Raw genomic sequence first — 16,159 nt, forward strand, 5'->3', positions numbered from 1 at the left:
CGATGCCATTTTCTACCCCGGTGGCCACGGCCCGCTGTGGGATCTGGCAGAGGATCAAAAGTCCATCGCCCTGATCAAGACGGCCTACGAGCAGGACAAGGTGATTGGCGCTGTTTGCCACGCCCCGGCGGTTTTCAAGAACGTGTTCGTCAAGCCGGATCAGAACATCGTAGGCGGCCGGGAAGTCACCGGTTTCAGTAATACCGAAGAAGACGCCGTTCAGCTCACCAACATCGTGCCGTTTCTGCTGGAAGACATGCTCAAGCAGAACAACGCACGTTACAGCCGCGGCGATGACTGGGCACCGCACATTGTGGTAGACGGCAATTTGATCACCGGGCAGAACCCGGCGTCTTCCGAGGGCACCGCCAAGGCCGTAGTCCAGGCCTTACGGGCCAGCTGACTGGCTAAGTCTATGACTGTAAAAAAGGGGAGGCCGGCGGCCTCCCCTTTGACATTCTGACCTGAGTACCCCCCTGATCAGAAGTGAATCACCGTACGAATGCTCTTGCCTTCGTGCATCAGATCAAACGCCTTGTTGATGTCTTCCAGCGGCATTTCATGGGTGATGAACACATCCAGCGGAATCTCACCGGTTTTGGCTTTTTCGACATAAGACGGCAGCTCGGTACGGCCTTTTACGCCACCAAACGCTGAGCCTTTCCAGACCCGACCGGTCACCAGCTGGAACGGGCGGGTGCTGATTTCTTCGCCGGCACCGGCCACGCCTATGATGATGGATTCACCCCAGCCCTTGTGGCAGCATTCCAGGGCTGCACGCATCACCTTGACGTTACCGATGCATTCAAAGGAATAGTCCACGCCGCCGTCGGTCATCTCGACAATGACTTCCTGAATCGGCTTGTCGTAGTCGTTGGGGTTGACCACGTCGGTGGCACCCAACTGCCTGGCGATATCAAACTTGCCCGGGTTGATGTCGATGGCGATGATTCGGCTGGCCTTGGCCATGGTGGCGCCGATGATCGCTGCCAGGCCAATACCCCCCAGGCCGAAGATGGCCACAGTGGCACCCTCTTCCACCTTTGCGGTGTTCATCACCGCACCGATACCGGTGGTGACGCCACAACCCAGCAGGCACACCTTTTCCAACGGTGCTTCTTTGGGAATCTTGGCCAGGGAAATTTCCGGTAGCACGGTGTATTCGGAGAAGGTAGAGCAGCCCATGTAGTGGTACAGCGGCTGGCCCTTGTACGAGAAACGGGAAGTACCATCCGGCATCACGCCTTTGCCCTGGGTCGCCCGCACCGCACCGCACAGGTTGGTCTTGCCAGAGGTACAGAACTTACACTCGCCACACTCAGCGGTGTACAGAGGGATGACATGGTCACCTACCTTCAGGTCTTTCACGCCCGGGCCAACCGCTTCCACAATGCCCCCACCTTCATGGCCCAGAATCGTCGGGAACAGGCCCTCCGGGTCGGCACCAGACAGAGTGTAGGCATCGGTATGGCACACACCGGTGGCGACAATCTTCACCAGCACTTCGCCCTCTTGAGGCGGCGCCACATCCACTTCCACAATTTCCAGTGGCTTGTTAGCCTCAAACGCTACAGCCGCGCGGGATTTAATCACTTTCAATCTCCTGGTATCCGGTTGAGTCGAATTGCCTGCCAGCATTAACCTTGGACTTTAGCACGTCAGTGCCCTCAGGGCCTGAAACAGATGCCAATCCTCCGGGCAATTACTGACGTATGAACAGGGGAATATCCTGAGGGTGTAATACTTTGAAAACGCTTTACTGGTTTACCCGCGACCTGCGAATGCACGACAACGCTGCACTATTGGCGGCAGCCCGCTCTGACATGTTGCTGTGCGTGTACGTGGTGGATCCCCGGTGGTTTGCCAACGGGCCATTCCAGTGCCGGGCGATGGGTGAGCATCGATGGCGGTTTCTGTGGCAAAGCCTGACCGACCTGGAGCGCAGCCTGCGGGCCCTGGGGCAGCGCCTGCACATTGCCTTCGGAGAACCGGAGCAGGCACTCCCCGGGCTGGTTCACCAGCATTCCGTTGATCGCGTTATTCGCTCACGCCAGCCCGGCACCATCGAAGCGCAACAGTGGCAGACGCTTCAACAGAAGCTGCCAAACACTCTGTTTCAGGAGTTCGAAACACTGAGCCTGTATACGGAAGGCTCGCTGCCTATGCCTGTCAGCGAGCTGCCCGGAACCTTTTCCCAGTTCCGCAAGCAGATCGAGAAGCAGGGCGACCGGGGCCCCGATCTTCTGCGTATTCGCACGCTGACCGCCCTGCCACCGCCGCCCGGGTTCCCGGAAGACAACCGGGGCGAATGCCCGCCCATCCCGGAGCCCTCACCGGCGCTGACGTTTACGGGCGGAGAGACTGCAGGGCTCGCGCGCCTGCAAGAGTATTGTTTTGGCAACCACGGCATTGCCACCTACAAGGAAACCCGCAACGCCCTGGATGACTGGGAATCGTCCTCCAAGTTTTCCCCCTGGCTGGCCAATGGCAGCCTGTCGGCGCGGGAGGTGGCTGCCACCATCGAAGATTACGAACGCCAGCACACCCGTAACGATTCCACCTACTGGCTCTGGTTCGAACTGCTCTGGCGCGAATACTTCTACTGGTACGCGCTCAAACACGGCAGCCACCTGTTCCGCCGGGATGGTGTGCAACGCAAGCATCGGCAGGTGACCTTCTATGGCCATCGTTTTAAGGCCTGGTGTGAAGGAAACACCCAGTATCCCATCGTCAACGCCGCCATGAACCAACTGCGCGAAACCGGCTACATGAGCAACCGGGCCAGGCAATTGGTCGCCAGTTGCTTCGTGCATGAACTGGAGCTGGACTGGCGCTACGGCGCAGCCTGGTTTGAGCAGCAGTTGGTGGATTACGATGTCGCCAGCAACTACGGCAACTGGCAGTACCTGGCCGGCGTGGGCGCAGACCCGCGAGGCTTGCGGCAATTCAATCTGGACAAGCAGGCGCAACAATACGATCCTGATGGAGCCTTCGTTGAGCGATGGCAGGGCAGGTCTTCACAACCGGTGGGCCTGCATACCGTGGACGCAGCAGACTGGCCCATTCTATGAGCACATCAGCGGACAGCCCGGCCAAGGTTCTGGCACGAATCATCGACACCAGCCAACCCCAAACCCTGCTTTCTTGCGGAAGCACCGCCAACGACGTTGCAGCAGTCTGGAAGCAGCAGGCAGGGTGCCAGTTACTGACTCTGGACACCAAAGACCCAAACGCCCACCTGCCACCGGCCCAGACACCGGATCTGGCCCTGATCACCGACACCCTTGAGCACCTTCCCTATGAAGAAGGCGCCCTGTTACTGGGCCAGCTGAGGAACTACGGCGCCCACCAGATTGCCGTCGTTATGCCCCAGTCCTCCGATTGGGGCTTTACCGATTTCATCGCTTTGGGTTTCCAGCGCCACGCAGAGCTGGAAACCGAGAACGGCGCACTCACGCTTTACACCTACAATCTGGATACTTACAACCATAAACGGGCCTGGAACAATCCCGATAACTGGGCCAATCCGCACATGTGGGGAAAATCGTGGTGGTAAAGAAAACAACCTCAAAAACACTGACACCCAGCTCCATCCGTATCGGCACCCGCTATCGGGCCAGCCGTTTGAAAGGCCCTTATGACGCCCTGGTGATCGGCTCTGGTATTGGCGGCCTGACCACCGCCGCCTGCCTGTCCAAGGCCGGCTACAAGGTGCTGGTTCTGGAACAGCATTACACCGCTGGCGGCTACACCCACAGCTATGCCCGCAACGGCTATGAATGGGACGTGGGTGTGCACTACATTGGTGACATGGGCGCCCGCCATACTCTTGGCCGCCGGCTGTTCGATTACATCACCGATGGCAAGCTCGAATGGGCGCCCATGGACGAGAACTACGACCGTTTCTTCCTGGGCGACAAGGTCGTCAACCTTCGGGCCGGCAAGGCGGGCCTGCGGCATTCCCTGTTGGCCTCGTTCCCGAACGAAAGCGAAGCCATCGATCGCTACCTGGCCCTGCTCGGAAAAGTTGCCGACGGCATGCAGTGGTACACCCTGTCCAAACTGTCCCCGGCCCTGGCCGGCCCGCTGGTTTCCCGGGGCCTGAAAACCGTCCTCCCGGACTGCTTTAACCGGACCACCTACGAGGTATTAAGCGACCTGACCGACAACCAGGAGCTGATTGGCGCCATCACCGGCCAGTGGGGCGATTGCGGCGTGACGCCCAAACATTCCAGCTTTATGGTGCACGCGCTGATTGCCAAGCATTACCTGTATGGTGGCTTCTACCCGGTGGGCGGCGCCTCGGAAATTGCCAAAACCATCATCCCGGTGATTCAGGCCGGCGGTGGCGATGTGCTCACCTACGCCGACGTGAAGGAAATCCTGATCGAGAAGGGCAAGGCCGTTGGCGTGCGTATGGCCGACGGCCACGACATCCGCGCCCCACTGGTGATCAGCAATGCGGGGGTGATCAATACCTTCGAACGGCTGTTACCGGCATCCGAGGCGGAGCGGATTGGCTATGCCCGCAACCGGGAGCACATCAAACCTTCCATGCCACACATTGGCCTCTATATTGGCCTGAAGGGTACCCCCGACGAGCTGGGCCTGCCCCGCACCAATTTCTGGATCTACCCCAGTGCTGATCACGATGGCAATGTGGAGGCGTTTCTGGAAGCCCCGGAAAGCACCCCATTCCCGGTTGTCTACATCTCCTTCCCTGCGGCCAAAGACCCGGATTACCAGAATCGCTGGCCGGGCACGTCCACCATCGAGATTGTGGCGCCCACCACCTGGGAGATGTTCGAGCCCTGGCAGGGCTCCACCTGGGGCAAACGAGGTGATGATTACGAGACAGTGAAAGCCCGGATCACCGACCAGTTGCTGGAGGTGATGTATGAGAAGCTGCCCCAGCTCCGGGGCAAGGTGGACTATGTGGAAACCTCCACACCGCTGTCGACTGCCTGGTTCTGCCGTTACGAGCAAGGCGAACTCTATGGCCTGGACCACACACCGGAACGCTTTGAACAACGCTGGCTGCGGCCGAAAACCGACATCCCCGGCCTGTACCTGACCGGGCAGGACATACTCACCTGCGGTGTGGTGGGCGCGATGATTGGCGGGCTGGTGACCACCCTGGCGATCCGAGGTCTGAAAGGCGCAGGCCTGGCCAAACGGATCTTTGTGGGCTGAGGTGCTGCGATGAGCTCCACACTGACACCTGAAGACGTGTCTCGGGTTATCGAAATGGCCTGGGAAGACCGCACACCCTTTGAGGCCATCGAAGCCTGCTTTGGGCTGCCGGAGAAAGAAGTCATCAGGCTAATGCGTCGGGAGCTGAAAGCAGGCAGCTTCCGGCTTTGGCGCAAGCGTGTCAGCGGGCGTAACACAAAGCATGCCCGGTTGAGGCCGGAGGGTGTTTTGCGGGCTTACTGCCCGACCCAGTACAAACACAGATGACGACATGGACGACTTTCGTTACCGTTACAGTCATCGGATAACCATTGAGCACAGCTATGGCATTGTTCTCTGAAAGAGCAGCAGCAACGCAACTGAAACAGGAAGCAGATAAGGTCGCCAAGGAAGACCTGAAGCCGCTGCTGGAACGGCAGAAAGCCATTGAGGAAAAGGTTCGGGGCAGTGGCCGGCTGCAACGGTTCGCCACCGACGTGCGGCTGATGTTTTCCCTGATACGGGATTACTGGCGGGGCGATTACCGGGCCATTCCCTGGAAAAGCATTGCCGCCATCGCCGGCGCGCTGTTGTATGTGCTGAACCCCATCGATCTGATTCCGGACATCATTTTCGGCATCGGCTTTCTGGACGACGCCGGCGTAGTGGCACTGTGCCTGAAACTGGTGGAATCAGACCTGCATCGCTACGCCGCCTGGAAAGAACACCGGGAATCCGACGATGTCACCACGGTGACAATTGATTAAGGAATAATCAAAGGGTATTCTCTCGCCCCCTGACTTCAACCCCCAGCAGTTAACGGAGTAACCGTGGATTTTGCCACCCTGATCGGCCTGGTCGGCGCCATCATGCTTATCGCATCGGCGGTGATACTGGGCGTGTCTCCCGAGGTATTTTTAAACCCGGCGTCACTACTGATTGTAGTGGGCGGCAGCCTGCTGGTGGTTCTAGCCAAATTCAGCTTTTTCCAGTTTCTTGATGCCTTCAAGGTGGCTGCCCGGGCGTTCAAGTTCAAGCTACCGGAAACCCAGGCCAGCATAGACGAGCTGGTTGAAGTCGCCCAGATTGCCCGCAAACAGGGTGTTCTGGGGCTTGAGGGCCGGGACGTCAGCTCGCCGTTTCTGGCCCAGGGCATTCAGATGCTGGTGGATGGCCAGGACGCCAACACCATCAAGCAACTGCTTAACAAAGAGCGGTTGATGACCCTGGACCACAACCGTTCCGGGGCCAAGGTGTTCAACGCCCTGGCTGATGTGGCGCCGGCCATGGGTATGATCGGTACCTTGATCGGCCTGGTGCAGATGCTGTCGAACATGGAAGACCCGAAATCCATCGGCCCGGCCATGGCGGTGGCGCTCCTCACCACGCTTTACGGCGCCATGATCGCCACCATGATTGCCACGCCCATCGCCGACAAACTGTCGCTGCGAATGACCGAAGAAGCCCGTATGCAGTCCCTCTACATTGATGCGCTGGTGGCCATACAGGAAGGCACCAACCCCCGAATCATTGAACAGATGCTGTCTTCTTACCTGCCCCCGAAAGAACGCGCAAAGAACGGTGAAGCGGAGACGGCAAGCGACTGACCATGGACGAGTTACCGGAAGAGGAAAAGCGCGCGATACCGGCCTGGGTGGTCACCTTTGCCGACCTGATGTCGTTGCTGATGTGCTTCTTCGTGTTACTGCTGTCGTTCTCCGAAATCGACGCCCAGAAGTTCAAGCAGATTGCCGGTGAACTGTCCAAAGCCTTCGGTGTTCAGCGCGAAATTCCGGCCCTCGAAATCCCCATGGGCACCAGCCCGATCTTCGACAAGTTCTCACCGGCACCGCCGGAGCCGACCGTGGTCAATGAAATACGCCAGACCACCACCGATCAGCAGCCGCAACTGCAGACACTTAACGACCCCACCGAGCAGGCGGTGCAGGACGCCATTCAGGAACAGATGGATGCCAACCTGGCAGAGATCCTGGAAGTGCTGGAGCCGGCGATTATGGACGGGCGCATTAATGTCTCGGAAGACCAGCGCCGAATTGTAATCCGGGTCGAAGAGAAGGGCTCGTTCCCGTCCGGGTCTGCTCAGCTGACCTGGGAATTCGAGGGCTTGCTGCTTGACATGGCAGAGGTACTGGCCGACATGCCCGGCGATCTGGCGGTGGAAGGCCACACCGACAACATCCCGATCCGCACGGAAAGATTCTTCAGCAACTGGGACCTGTCAGCGGCCCGGGCAGCCGCCGTGGCGAATGTGCTGCTGGCGCGGGATCAGGTGTCGCCCGAGCGCCTGCGAGTAACCGGCCTGGCCGATACCCGCCCCCGGGTCGCAAACACCACCGCAGACAACCGGGCCAAGAACCGGCGCGTGGAAATCATCATTGATCTGTCCGGCCCCCTGGAAGAACAGGAAATCCGGCTGCGGGAGCTGATTGAAGCCGAGCAGCAAAGCCAGGAAGCAATTATTGATCTGCGGTCTGAGCAGGCTTCACCATCCGGCGACCTGGTCTGGTAAAGCGCTACGGCTCGGAGTAGCCCGTAAGCTCCATATACCCTGCCCCTGTGTGACTGCCAGTCACCGTTACCGGGCTTTCCCAGTAGGGATACAAACCATCGTTGGTGTAGTTACCTGGTGGAGCCGACAGCGTCAGATCAATATCATGGTCCGGCACCGCCAAGCGCCACCGGGTGGGCACAGGCTCCGCGCCGGTGCCCGGTTCCAACTGCAACTGGCCCGGAGCCAGGGCAATCGGCTCACCACCCGCCGGTATCCAGGTGCCAGAGCGGAAATGATCTTGCTGCTCCCGAAGCTGGAATGCCATCAGTTTGTCGCCGGAGTCCAGGTGCAGGGCAAACCAGTCCCAGCCCTGCTGGCCCGCTTTCAGAAACTGGCTACTCCACTCCCGGTCGAACCAGGCCTTGCCCCTTACCGGCAGCGTTTCACGCCCTAACCTCACCTGTCCGGTCACCTCGATGTCCACCAGGCTGAAATACATGGACCCTTCACCGCTGGCCGACTTGGCACTAAACCCGTCAACCCCGTGGGCCACCGGCGCCCCCCGCACGGTCAGTTCAAGGTCAAACGCCCAGTAGTTCTCCGTATCGGGCTGCCCATGACTGACCTGTACCTGCCACTGGTTCGGGGACTCGCCCGTGCTCAGTTGCCAGTGGTCGAGCCAGACCTGGAAGGGCTCCGCGGTGGCACCCGCCTGGCCCAGATCACCCCGGGCCAGGCGTTCACCGAACCAATGCTGCTCCCGGTAGCTGACGGCGGCATGGGCCATCCAGGCCGCCTGCAATGGCCAGGCCGAGGGCTCCGGTGACGGGGATTCATAATCCCGGGGCTCGATGGCCTGGCGGAACTGGGTCCATTGCAAGCCCAGCGGTTCGCCAGCGTCCGTTTCCAAATTCGCGGTGAGGTACCACCATTCGATGCGATGGGCCGTATGAGGGCCGAAGTCCCGGGGGAATACCAGTTCCGTGCCCGGTCCCGGCTGCTCGAATCCGCCGTCGGTGCCGGCCGTTCCGCCCAGGCCGGCAAAACCCGCGTCTGTGCCCGGCTCGCTGCAGCCTGCAAGCAGCCCGTAGACAAGCATCATGGTCAGCCAACGAAGCCTCATCGCTCTTCTCCCGTCACGCTACCGGCCACCGATGGGCGAACCGCAGGGCGCCCCAACTGCCGGCGCATCAGCAAGGCAATACAGCCGCCGATGAGCAACGCCAGGGCCAGCAATTCCAACCAGAAAACCGGATAGACAGCCATCGGCAGTGACCAGCCGAAGGCCAGGGGGTTGATGCGCTGCACCAGCACCCAGGTCAGGCCAACACCCAGCGGTAAAGCCAGCGCCGCTGCACTCAGGGTCACTGCCAGCGCCAACAGCAGGAGTTTCCGGAAGATTTCTGCTTTAGTCATACCCCAGACTTCCAGCAGCCGGAAGTACCACAGGCGGGTGGACAGAAATACCCAGCCCATCAGTAACAGGGCAACCGCCGCCAGGGCCAGGGTCAGCACCGTCATGGCACGGGTCAGCATAAAGGTCTGCTCGAACACCCGGTTGGCCAGGTCCTGAATGGCACGATTGTCCCGGATGGTCAATGCCGGCTCGGCCCAGAGTGCCCGCAACGCGTCAGTGATGGTTTCAATAGGGACACTGGCCGGGGAGATCGAGAAGCTCTCGAAGGTCACCTCAAAGTCCGCCGGTAGAATTTGCCCTGCAATCAGCACTTCCCCCGCAGGCCGGCCGTAATCCGGGTAGATACCCAGCACCGGCAAGTTAAGGGCCTGCTCCGCCAGCACCAGCTCCAGCTCTTCGCCCACGGACAAGTCCAGGCGGTAGGCGAGCTGCTCGTTAACCATCACACCGGCACCAGACGCCAGTGTCTGCCAGGGCTGTGATGTCTGCTCAAGCAGGCCCCAGCCGGTCATCAATGGGCCAACCGGTGCCACGGCAAAGATATCCACATCCTGCCAGGCTTGCCCATGCCGGAAGCGGCCCAAGCCACGCTGGACATGGTGCCAAAGCCCTTCGTATGCGCTTGGGAGATGCTCCGTCAGCCAGTTGGCAGCCAGTGCGCTGTCCGCGCCCTCGGGCACCTGCACGTAGACATCCGCCGACAATCGCTGGCTCAGCCAGCGATCAAAGGTATCTTCAAAGGTAATCACCAAAGCCTGCACGGCCAACACCATGGCCAGGGAGAACTGTAACGCCACCAGGGGCAACGCCAGGCGCCGGCACAACACGCCAAACTCGGCCCACCACCAGCGCCAACCCGGTTGCGCGCTGGCACGCACACCTGCACCAGAGATCAAGGACAGACCCCGGGGCATTAACCACCCGATACCGGCTAACACCAGTGCCAGTGCCACAAACAGCAGCCACAAGGCATTAGCCAGCCACACACCAGCCAGGCCAACCGACACCAACAATGTGGCCGCTGCGGGCCGCAGGCGGCTGCCCGGCGTGACGCGGGCAACCATCGGCATCAGCCAATCCACCATGGCCACGGCGAGCAGCAGCACGGTCATCACCAATGCGGGCACCCGCCAGTGATTGCCGCCGGTCGCTAACTGACGGCTATCAAACAGTCCTTCCATGACATTGGTGAAGCCACCTTCCAGTACCGATGCCAGCGCCTGGCCCAGCCAGATACCGGGAATCAGGGTGAGAGCGGCAAGACACAGAAGCTCCAATAGCAGATGCCCGCGCACCCGCCGGCCAGACACCCCAAAGCGGGCCAGGAGCGCGAAACTGTCCCGGCGCTGGGACAACGACAACAGATAGACACTGCGCAGGAGCAACCCGGTAATCAGCAACACCAGCACACTCAAGGCATCCAGGTTCAGCAGGAAACTGTCGCCCAGCTGACCGGTATCCGGTGACAAAGCGAAAGGGGCCACGCGATAGGCCGAGGGCAAAGGACCCTCGCCCGCGGCCAGGATCAGGAACAGCTGCTGTTCGGCGGCCGTTAGAGAAGCTGCGTCGGCGATATCCAGAAACGGCTGGCCGACCAGTGGCTGGCCATCGAAGCTGGCGACATCAGCCTGGCCCTGAAAACACAGGGCTGCCAAAGGGTCGACGCCAATCACCCGGCGGGACTGCCCCTCCGGCAAGACTTCCAGCCAAGGCATCACGCACAGGCCCTGGCGGCGAAGCAAGACAAAATCCTCCACCGTGAGCGCTGCGCCATCAACTCGCTGCACTTGTTCACGCACCTCCACCAGCCGTTCACTCTGGCCGAGGCTGTCGCGGGCCTGGCTGGTGAGGTGGTGAATACCGGTCCACAAGGCGGTGGCCAGCAGCATCAGAAGGGCCAGCGCGGCGCCCTGCCAGGGGTGCCGGCGATAGTGGCTGAATAGGGCGGTAAACACCGTCATGGGCGCTCAGCCCCCGGACCGATGGCCAAGGTCCAGCGTCTGCTGGCAGCGGGCAGCCAGCTCCGGGTCGTGGGTAGCGAGAATCAGGCTGCAACCGGTATCGCCCTGGAGCCTGAACAGCTCATCAGCCACCTCGTTGGCCGTGTTGCGATCCAGGCTGCCGGTGGGTTCGTCTGCCAGAATCAGATCCGGCGCCATGGCGAAGACCATGGCCAGCGCGGCCCGCTGGCGCTGGCCGCCAGACACCTGGTCCGGAAACCGGTGGCCGAGCTCCCCGATATCAAGCACCTCCAGCCAATGTTGGCAACGGGTTTCCGGCTGGCCGGCCAGCGAAGCGCGAAAGCGCACGTTATCCAGCAGCGACAAGGTGGGCATCAGGTTGGCTTCCTGAAACACCACACCGATTCGCTCGCGGCGCAGGCGTGGCCAGTCTGCGGTCCGGCCGCACTCGCCAAACAATGTCACGGTGCCGGCATCCACTTGCTCTAGCCCACACAGAATATTCAGCAAGGTGGACTTGCCAGAGCCGGAACGCCCCATCAGGGCCAACGAACTGCCGGCAGGCAGATCAAAGCCCAGGTCAGACAACACGGCAACGGCCGAATCGCCCTGGCCGAAGGTTTTACGTAAACCGCTGACGTTTACTGCACTGTGCACCTTAACGTTCTCCCCGTTGGCCAATTCGCCCCCCAACGTTCAACCCTGCAGGGGTTCCGGCGTTTCGCCATGGCGCTGCGCACGCCATTCCCGGAACTGCTCCAGCCACGACAACAGTGCCGGTATCACCAGCAACACCAGGAAAGTGGACAGGCCCAGGCCAAAGGCGATGGACGTCGCCATGGGAATCAGGAACTGCGCCTGCAGGGAGGTTTCAAACAACAGCGGCAGCAAGCCACCAATGGTGGTGAGGGAGGTCAACAGTACCGCTCGAACCCGCTGCACGGCCGCCTCATTGAGGGCATCGGTAATACCCAGTCCTTTCTGGCGCTGCTGGTTATAGAACGACACCAGAATAATCGCGTTGTTGACCACAATACCGGACAAGCCAAACAGCCCGAACAACGACAGAATGGTGAGCTGCAACCCCATCAGCCAATGCCCCAACAAGGCACCCACCAGGGCAAAGGGAATGATCGCCATTACGATCAGCGGCAGACTCCAGGAGGCAAACACCCAGGCCAGCACCACGTACATCAGCGCCAACCCGATCATTAACCCGGTTTTCATGTCATCCATGGTCTCCCGCTGATCGGCAGACCGCCCCTCAAAGCTGTAACGCACACCGTACCGACTGGCGATATCCGGCAGGGCGCCGGCCTGCAGGCTTTCCAGTACCTGATCGGTGGTGGCCACCCGGGTATTCAGGGCCGAGGTCACCTCCACCGCCAGTTTGCCGTCGGCATGGCGCAGGGCCTGGAAACCCTGGCGGTGGTCCAGGTTCATTACCTGGGTCAACGGCACGAATCGGCCATCCGGAATACGCACCGTCATTTGCTCGAGGGTGGAATACCGCTCCCGTTGATCGCGGGGTAGCTGCACCCGCACTTCGATCTCGTCACGGCCGTCCTGATAGATCTGGGCAATCCGGCCATCAAAGGCTGCCCGCAGCTGACGCCCGAGATCCACGGTGGTCAGGCCCAGGGCTTCACCATAGGGGCTAACCTGATAGATCAACTGCTCCCGGCCCCAGGGCATGTCGTCTTCCACATCCAGCACGCCCGGCAGGGTACTGAGAGCCTGGGCCACTTCGTCGGCCGCGCGTTTGAGGTTATCGGCGCTGTCGCCGGTCAGGCGAATGTTCACATCCCGCCCCGGCGGTCCGGACTGGCGCTCACTGATGTTGAGCGAATCCAGCCCTGCGGGTAACGGAAGGCGCTTGCGCCATTGCTCAATGAACTCCGGGTTGCGGACGTCGCGCCGATCCGACGGCACCAGTTCCACCAGCATCGAGCCCAACTCATCGTCGTTGCGGGAACTGCCCTCGGCTCCCTGGGTGGCACCGTAGGTGGTGACCGCATGAAGAATCAGGTTGCCACCCAGCGCCTGCTCTGTTTCATTCAGCGTGCGCTGCATCTCGCGCATGAAATCCGCCACCTCGCGTTTATCGGTACCGGCGACAAAACTGGCGTTGGCATAGAACACCGAGGGCTCCGGTGTCGGGAAAAAATTGAAGCCCAGACGACCGCCAGCCAGCAGACCGACGGTGAGGATTGCCAGGGCCAGAGCGCTGGCCACCGTCACGCCGCGATGCTTCAGGCTGTAGCGAGAAAATCGCCGGAACGGGCCATCGCGAAAAGCATCAAACCGCCGCTCAAAGCCATTGCGAAGCCGAGTGACCGGGTTTGGCTGACGCTTTGCAGGCGCCGGCTGGCCCGCCTTTTCAGTTTTACGCTTGAAGGCGTGGCGCAAGTGCGCCGGCAGCACAATGAAGCACTCCACCAGCGAGGCAATCAGGACACAGATCATCACCAAGGGGATGTCGCCCAGGATGTTGCCAATCACGCCCCCCACCACCAGCAACGGCATAAACGCCGCTACCGTGGTCAGAGACGATGCCAGCACCGGCCAAACCATGCGCTTGGCGGCACCCTCGGAGGCATAAATGGATTCCTCGCCCATCCGCGCATGGGCATCGGCATCCTCACCCACCACGATGGCGTCATCCACAATCACCCCCAGCGCCATGATCAGGGCAAACAGGGAAATCATGTTGATGGAGCCACCAATCAGCCAGAGCACCGCCAGCGCGGCCAGAAAGGCGGTGGGAATTCCGATCGCCACCCACATGGCCACGCGCCCCGGCAGGAACAGGTACAGCAACCCCACCACCAGCACCAGACCACCCAGGCCGTTGTTGACCAACAGGGAGATACGATCCTGCAACAGCTGCCAGGTTTCGTCATACACTTCCATTTTGATGGAATCCGGCAGCACCGGCCGGGTGTCTTCCAGCCAAATTTCCAGCACCTTGGCGGCGGCCAGAGAGTTGCCGTTTTCCGAGCGCTGCAGCTGTAGTTCCACCGCAGGCACGCCATGGTTCTCCATCACCGTCTGGTTGTCACGGGCTTCCTGGCGGATGATAGCGATATCGCCCAGCTGCATCCGCACCCGGTCACCACTGAGCACCGGAACGGTTTCAAAGGCCTGCGGGCTGCGCCGTTGCTCGATGGAGCGAAGTTCCCGGGTAGCGTCCTGCTGCGCCATCATACCCGCTGGCAAATCCCGTGACAGGGAGGCTACCCGGTCGGCAATCTGTTCAAGCGAGAGACCGAGGGTTTCCAGCCGTTCCGCCGGCACATCGATACTGATCTGCTGCTCCGGTAAACCACGGATAGCGATGCGGTCAATGCCCCGGTCCAACAGCTCGTCTTCAAACCGGTAAACCAGATTGCGCAGTTCACTGCGGTCCACGTCGCCATAGATCAACAGGCGGGCTACCGGCTCATAACGTTCGATGCGGGCTACCTGCGGTTCTTCAGCGTCAGCCGGCAGGTTATTGAACTCGTCCACCTGCTGGCGCACGTCGTCCACCGCCTGAATCGGATCGGTGCCCTCATGGAATTCCAGGGTGATGGAAGAGATGCCCTGAGCGGAGGTAGACGTCATTTTCTTCAGGCCATCGACACTTCGGAGCCGTTGCTCCAGAGGGTCCGTGATCCCCCGTTCGACGTCCTCGGCAGACGCACCGCTCCAGACCACCCGCACACTGACCACATCCAACGCAAAGGTAGGAAAGAACTGGATGTTCATCCGGCTCAGGGCCAGCACACCACCAAGAATCATCACCAGCATAACCAGATTGCCGGCTACCCGGTGGTGGACGAAGAAACCGATAATGCCTTTCCTGCGCCTCACTCTGACGACTCCCCGTTGTCACCGGCCACTTCAACTTTCAGGCCGGTCATGGCATTGGGGAGGTGGGTAATGATCAGGCGGGCGCCTGGCGTAAGCTGCTCGCCGGCGATCAGCAAACGACGCTCGCCGTTACTGGCTATCGCCTCGCCGATGCGCTCCACCTGCACCCGCTGCATGCGCTGATCGTCGGTCATCAGATAGATGCTATCGGCGCCGTACAGGGCACTGAATGGCACTTCCACCGCCTGTTCCCGGGCGGGTCGCTCAAGGGTCAGCGGCAGCAGCGCACCCGGCCTCAAGCCCGCCGGCGCCCCGTCGAGCGTCAACACCGCTTCGGTGCCTGCGGGGTCAGCAATCCCGGCAAAGCGGGTTAACGTGAACCGATGCTCCCGGTTGCGGCTGTAGGCGTTGAGGGTGTCACCCCGCTCCAGCGCCCCGATCAATTCCCGCTGGAAGACTTCCGGCACCCTGGCGCGCACTTCGAGCCCGGCCAGCGGATAAATCGACAACAGCGACTGATTGCGGGATACCTGATCACCCACAGCCACCTGCACGTTGGTAACCACACCATCAAAGGGCGCGACGACGCGGGCCCTGTCACCGTCCCGTTCTGTGGCCGTCAGGTTAGCGGTGGCTTGCAGTAATCTGGCCTGCAAGCTTTGCAACCGGGCCGGGTGTTCATCGATGGCCCGCTCCCGGGTACTGACGGTCAGTTCCGCCCGGGCCAGGGCGTCGGTTGCCGCTTCCAGGTTCTCCCGGGAAGCCAGGTTCCGACCCACCAGGGCTTCAATCCGTTCAAACTGACGGCGGGCGTTGTCGGCGATGGCCTGTTCACTTTCTAAAGCCCGCTGGTCGTTCCGATGGCGAACCTGCTCCGAGCGGATCTGGGCCTGCAAATCCTGAACCTGAGCCCGCGCCTGGGCAAGAGCCGGCTCAATGTCTGCTTCGTCCAGGGCCAACAAAAGGTCACCACGGTTCACCCGGGCACCCTCCGCTGCCGGGCGCTCGGCAATGCGGCCAGCCATGGTGGCAGCCACCGTTTGCTGGTCAGGCGCCACCACTTCACCGTACAACGGCAACACAGGCACTCCGGTGGCAGGAGCCACGACCTGAACCTCTACCCGCCAGCTACGTTCGGTGGCGGCCACTTGGGCAGGCTCGGGGCGCGTTGCCTTGAGCACAATGAAGCCCGCAATACCCGCGGCCAGAATCAGGAGAGGAACAAAACGTTTGTACATGGGT

Annotated in this window: 14 protein-coding genes; 8 read left to right on the forward strand and 6 right to left on the reverse strand. The window is 61.0% G+C overall.

Annotation, left to right across the window (positions count from 1 at the left end; all coding sequences use genetic code 11):
* Nucleotides 1-403: type 1 glutamine amidotransferase domain-containing protein (locus J122_RS27045; protein WP_197463819.1), on the forward strand; the 403-nt coding region annotated here is incomplete at its 5' end.
* A 77-nt stretch (nt 404-480) separates the two neighbouring features.
* Here J122_RS27045 and J122_RS27050 read toward each other — a convergent pair.
* Complete coding sequence (locus J122_RS27050) at nt 481-1,593, reverse strand: S-(hydroxymethyl)glutathione dehydrogenase/class III alcohol dehydrogenase (protein ID WP_061331193.1); 1,113 nt, start codon at nt 1,591-1,593, stop codon at nt 481-483.
* Nucleotides 1,594-1,745: 152 nt separating this feature from the next.
* On the opposite strand from J122_RS27050, the gene J122_RS27055 reads away from it, so the two are divergent.
* The 7 genes from J122_RS27055 (at nt 1,746) to J122_RS27085 (ending at nt 7,702) form a co-directional block, all read left to right on the forward strand.
* Nucleotides 1,746-3,071, forward strand: a complete 1,326-nt coding sequence (locus tag J122_RS27055) for a DASH family cryptochrome (RefSeq protein ID WP_061331194.1) — start codon at nt 1,746-1,748, stop codon at nt 3,069-3,071.
* Nucleotides 3,068-3,556: a DUF6231 family protein gene (locus J122_RS27060; RefSeq protein WP_061331195.1), complete on the forward strand. Its 489-nt coding sequence runs from the start codon at nt 3,068-3,070 to the stop codon at nt 3,554-3,556. The genes J122_RS27055 and J122_RS27060 overlap by 4 nt, the downstream gene beginning before the upstream one ends.
* The gene (locus J122_RS27065; protein ID WP_227510083.1) at nt 3,550-5,193 is read left to right on the forward strand and encodes a phytoene desaturase family protein; all 1,644 of its coding nucleotides are present in this window, start codon (nt 3,550-3,552) and stop codon (nt 5,191-5,193) included. Before J122_RS27060 ends, J122_RS27065 begins: the two co-directional genes overlap by 7 nt.
* A 9-nt stretch (nt 5,194-5,202) precedes the next feature.
* On the forward strand, nt 5,203-5,460 hold the full coding sequence (locus J122_RS27070) for a TIGR03643 family protein (RefSeq protein ID WP_061331197.1): 258 nt from the start codon (nt 5,203-5,205) through the stop codon (nt 5,458-5,460).
* 56 nt (nt 5,461-5,516) lie between these two features.
* A complete protein-coding gene (locus J122_RS27075; RefSeq protein ID WP_061331198.1) occupies nt 5,517-5,939 on the forward strand; it encodes a YkvA family protein in 423 nt (140 codons plus the stop codon).
* Nucleotides 5,940-6,002: 63 nt separating this feature from the next.
* Nucleotides 6,003-6,779, forward strand: coding sequence for a flagellar motor protein PomA (gene pomA, locus J122_RS27080; RefSeq protein ID WP_061331199.1), 777 nt, complete (start codon nt 6,003-6,005; stop codon nt 6,777-6,779).
* A 2-nt stretch (nt 6,780-6,781) separates the two neighbouring features.
* A complete protein-coding gene (locus J122_RS27085; RefSeq protein WP_061331200.1) occupies nt 6,782-7,702 on the forward strand; it encodes a flagellar motor protein MotB in 921 nt (306 codons plus the stop codon).
* A gap of 4 nt (nt 7,703-7,706) precedes the next feature.
* On the opposite strand, the gene J122_RS27090 is transcribed toward J122_RS27085, so the two are convergent.
* The 5 genes from J122_RS27090 to J122_RS27110 are packed head-to-tail and all read right to left on the reverse strand — an operon-like array spanning nt 7,707 to nt 16,155.
* Nucleotides 7,707-8,807, reverse strand: a complete 1,101-nt coding sequence (locus J122_RS27090) for a lipocalin-like domain-containing protein (RefSeq protein WP_061331201.1) — start codon at nt 8,805-8,807, stop codon at nt 7,707-7,709.
* Nucleotides 8,804-11,062: an FtsX-like permease family protein gene (locus J122_RS27095; protein WP_061331202.1), complete on the reverse strand. Its 2,259-nt coding sequence runs from the start codon at nt 11,060-11,062 to the stop codon at nt 8,804-8,806. Before J122_RS27095 ends, J122_RS27090 begins: the two co-directional genes overlap by 4 nt.
* Nucleotides 11,063-11,068: 6 nt before the next feature.
* Nucleotides 11,069-11,719, reverse strand: coding sequence for an ABC transporter ATP-binding protein (locus J122_RS27100; protein WP_061331424.1), 651 nt, complete (start codon nt 11,717-11,719; stop codon nt 11,069-11,071).
* A gap of 39 nt (nt 11,720-11,758) precedes the next feature.
* Complete coding sequence (locus tag J122_RS27105) at nt 11,759-14,917, reverse strand: efflux RND transporter permease subunit (RefSeq protein ID WP_061331203.1); 3,159 nt, start codon at nt 14,915-14,917, stop codon at nt 11,759-11,761.
* Nucleotides 14,914-16,155, reverse strand: a complete 1,242-nt coding sequence (locus J122_RS27110) for an efflux RND transporter periplasmic adaptor subunit (RefSeq protein WP_061331204.1) — start codon at nt 16,153-16,155, stop codon at nt 14,914-14,916. Before J122_RS27110 ends, J122_RS27105 begins: the two co-directional genes overlap by 4 nt.
* Between the last annotated feature and the right edge of the window lie 4 nt (nt 16,156-16,159).

Source organism: Marinobacter excellens LAMA 842 (assembly GCF_001574445.1).
GTDB classification, from domain to species: Bacteria; Pseudomonadota; Gammaproteobacteria; order Pseudomonadales; family Oleiphilaceae; genus Marinobacter; species Marinobacter shengliensis.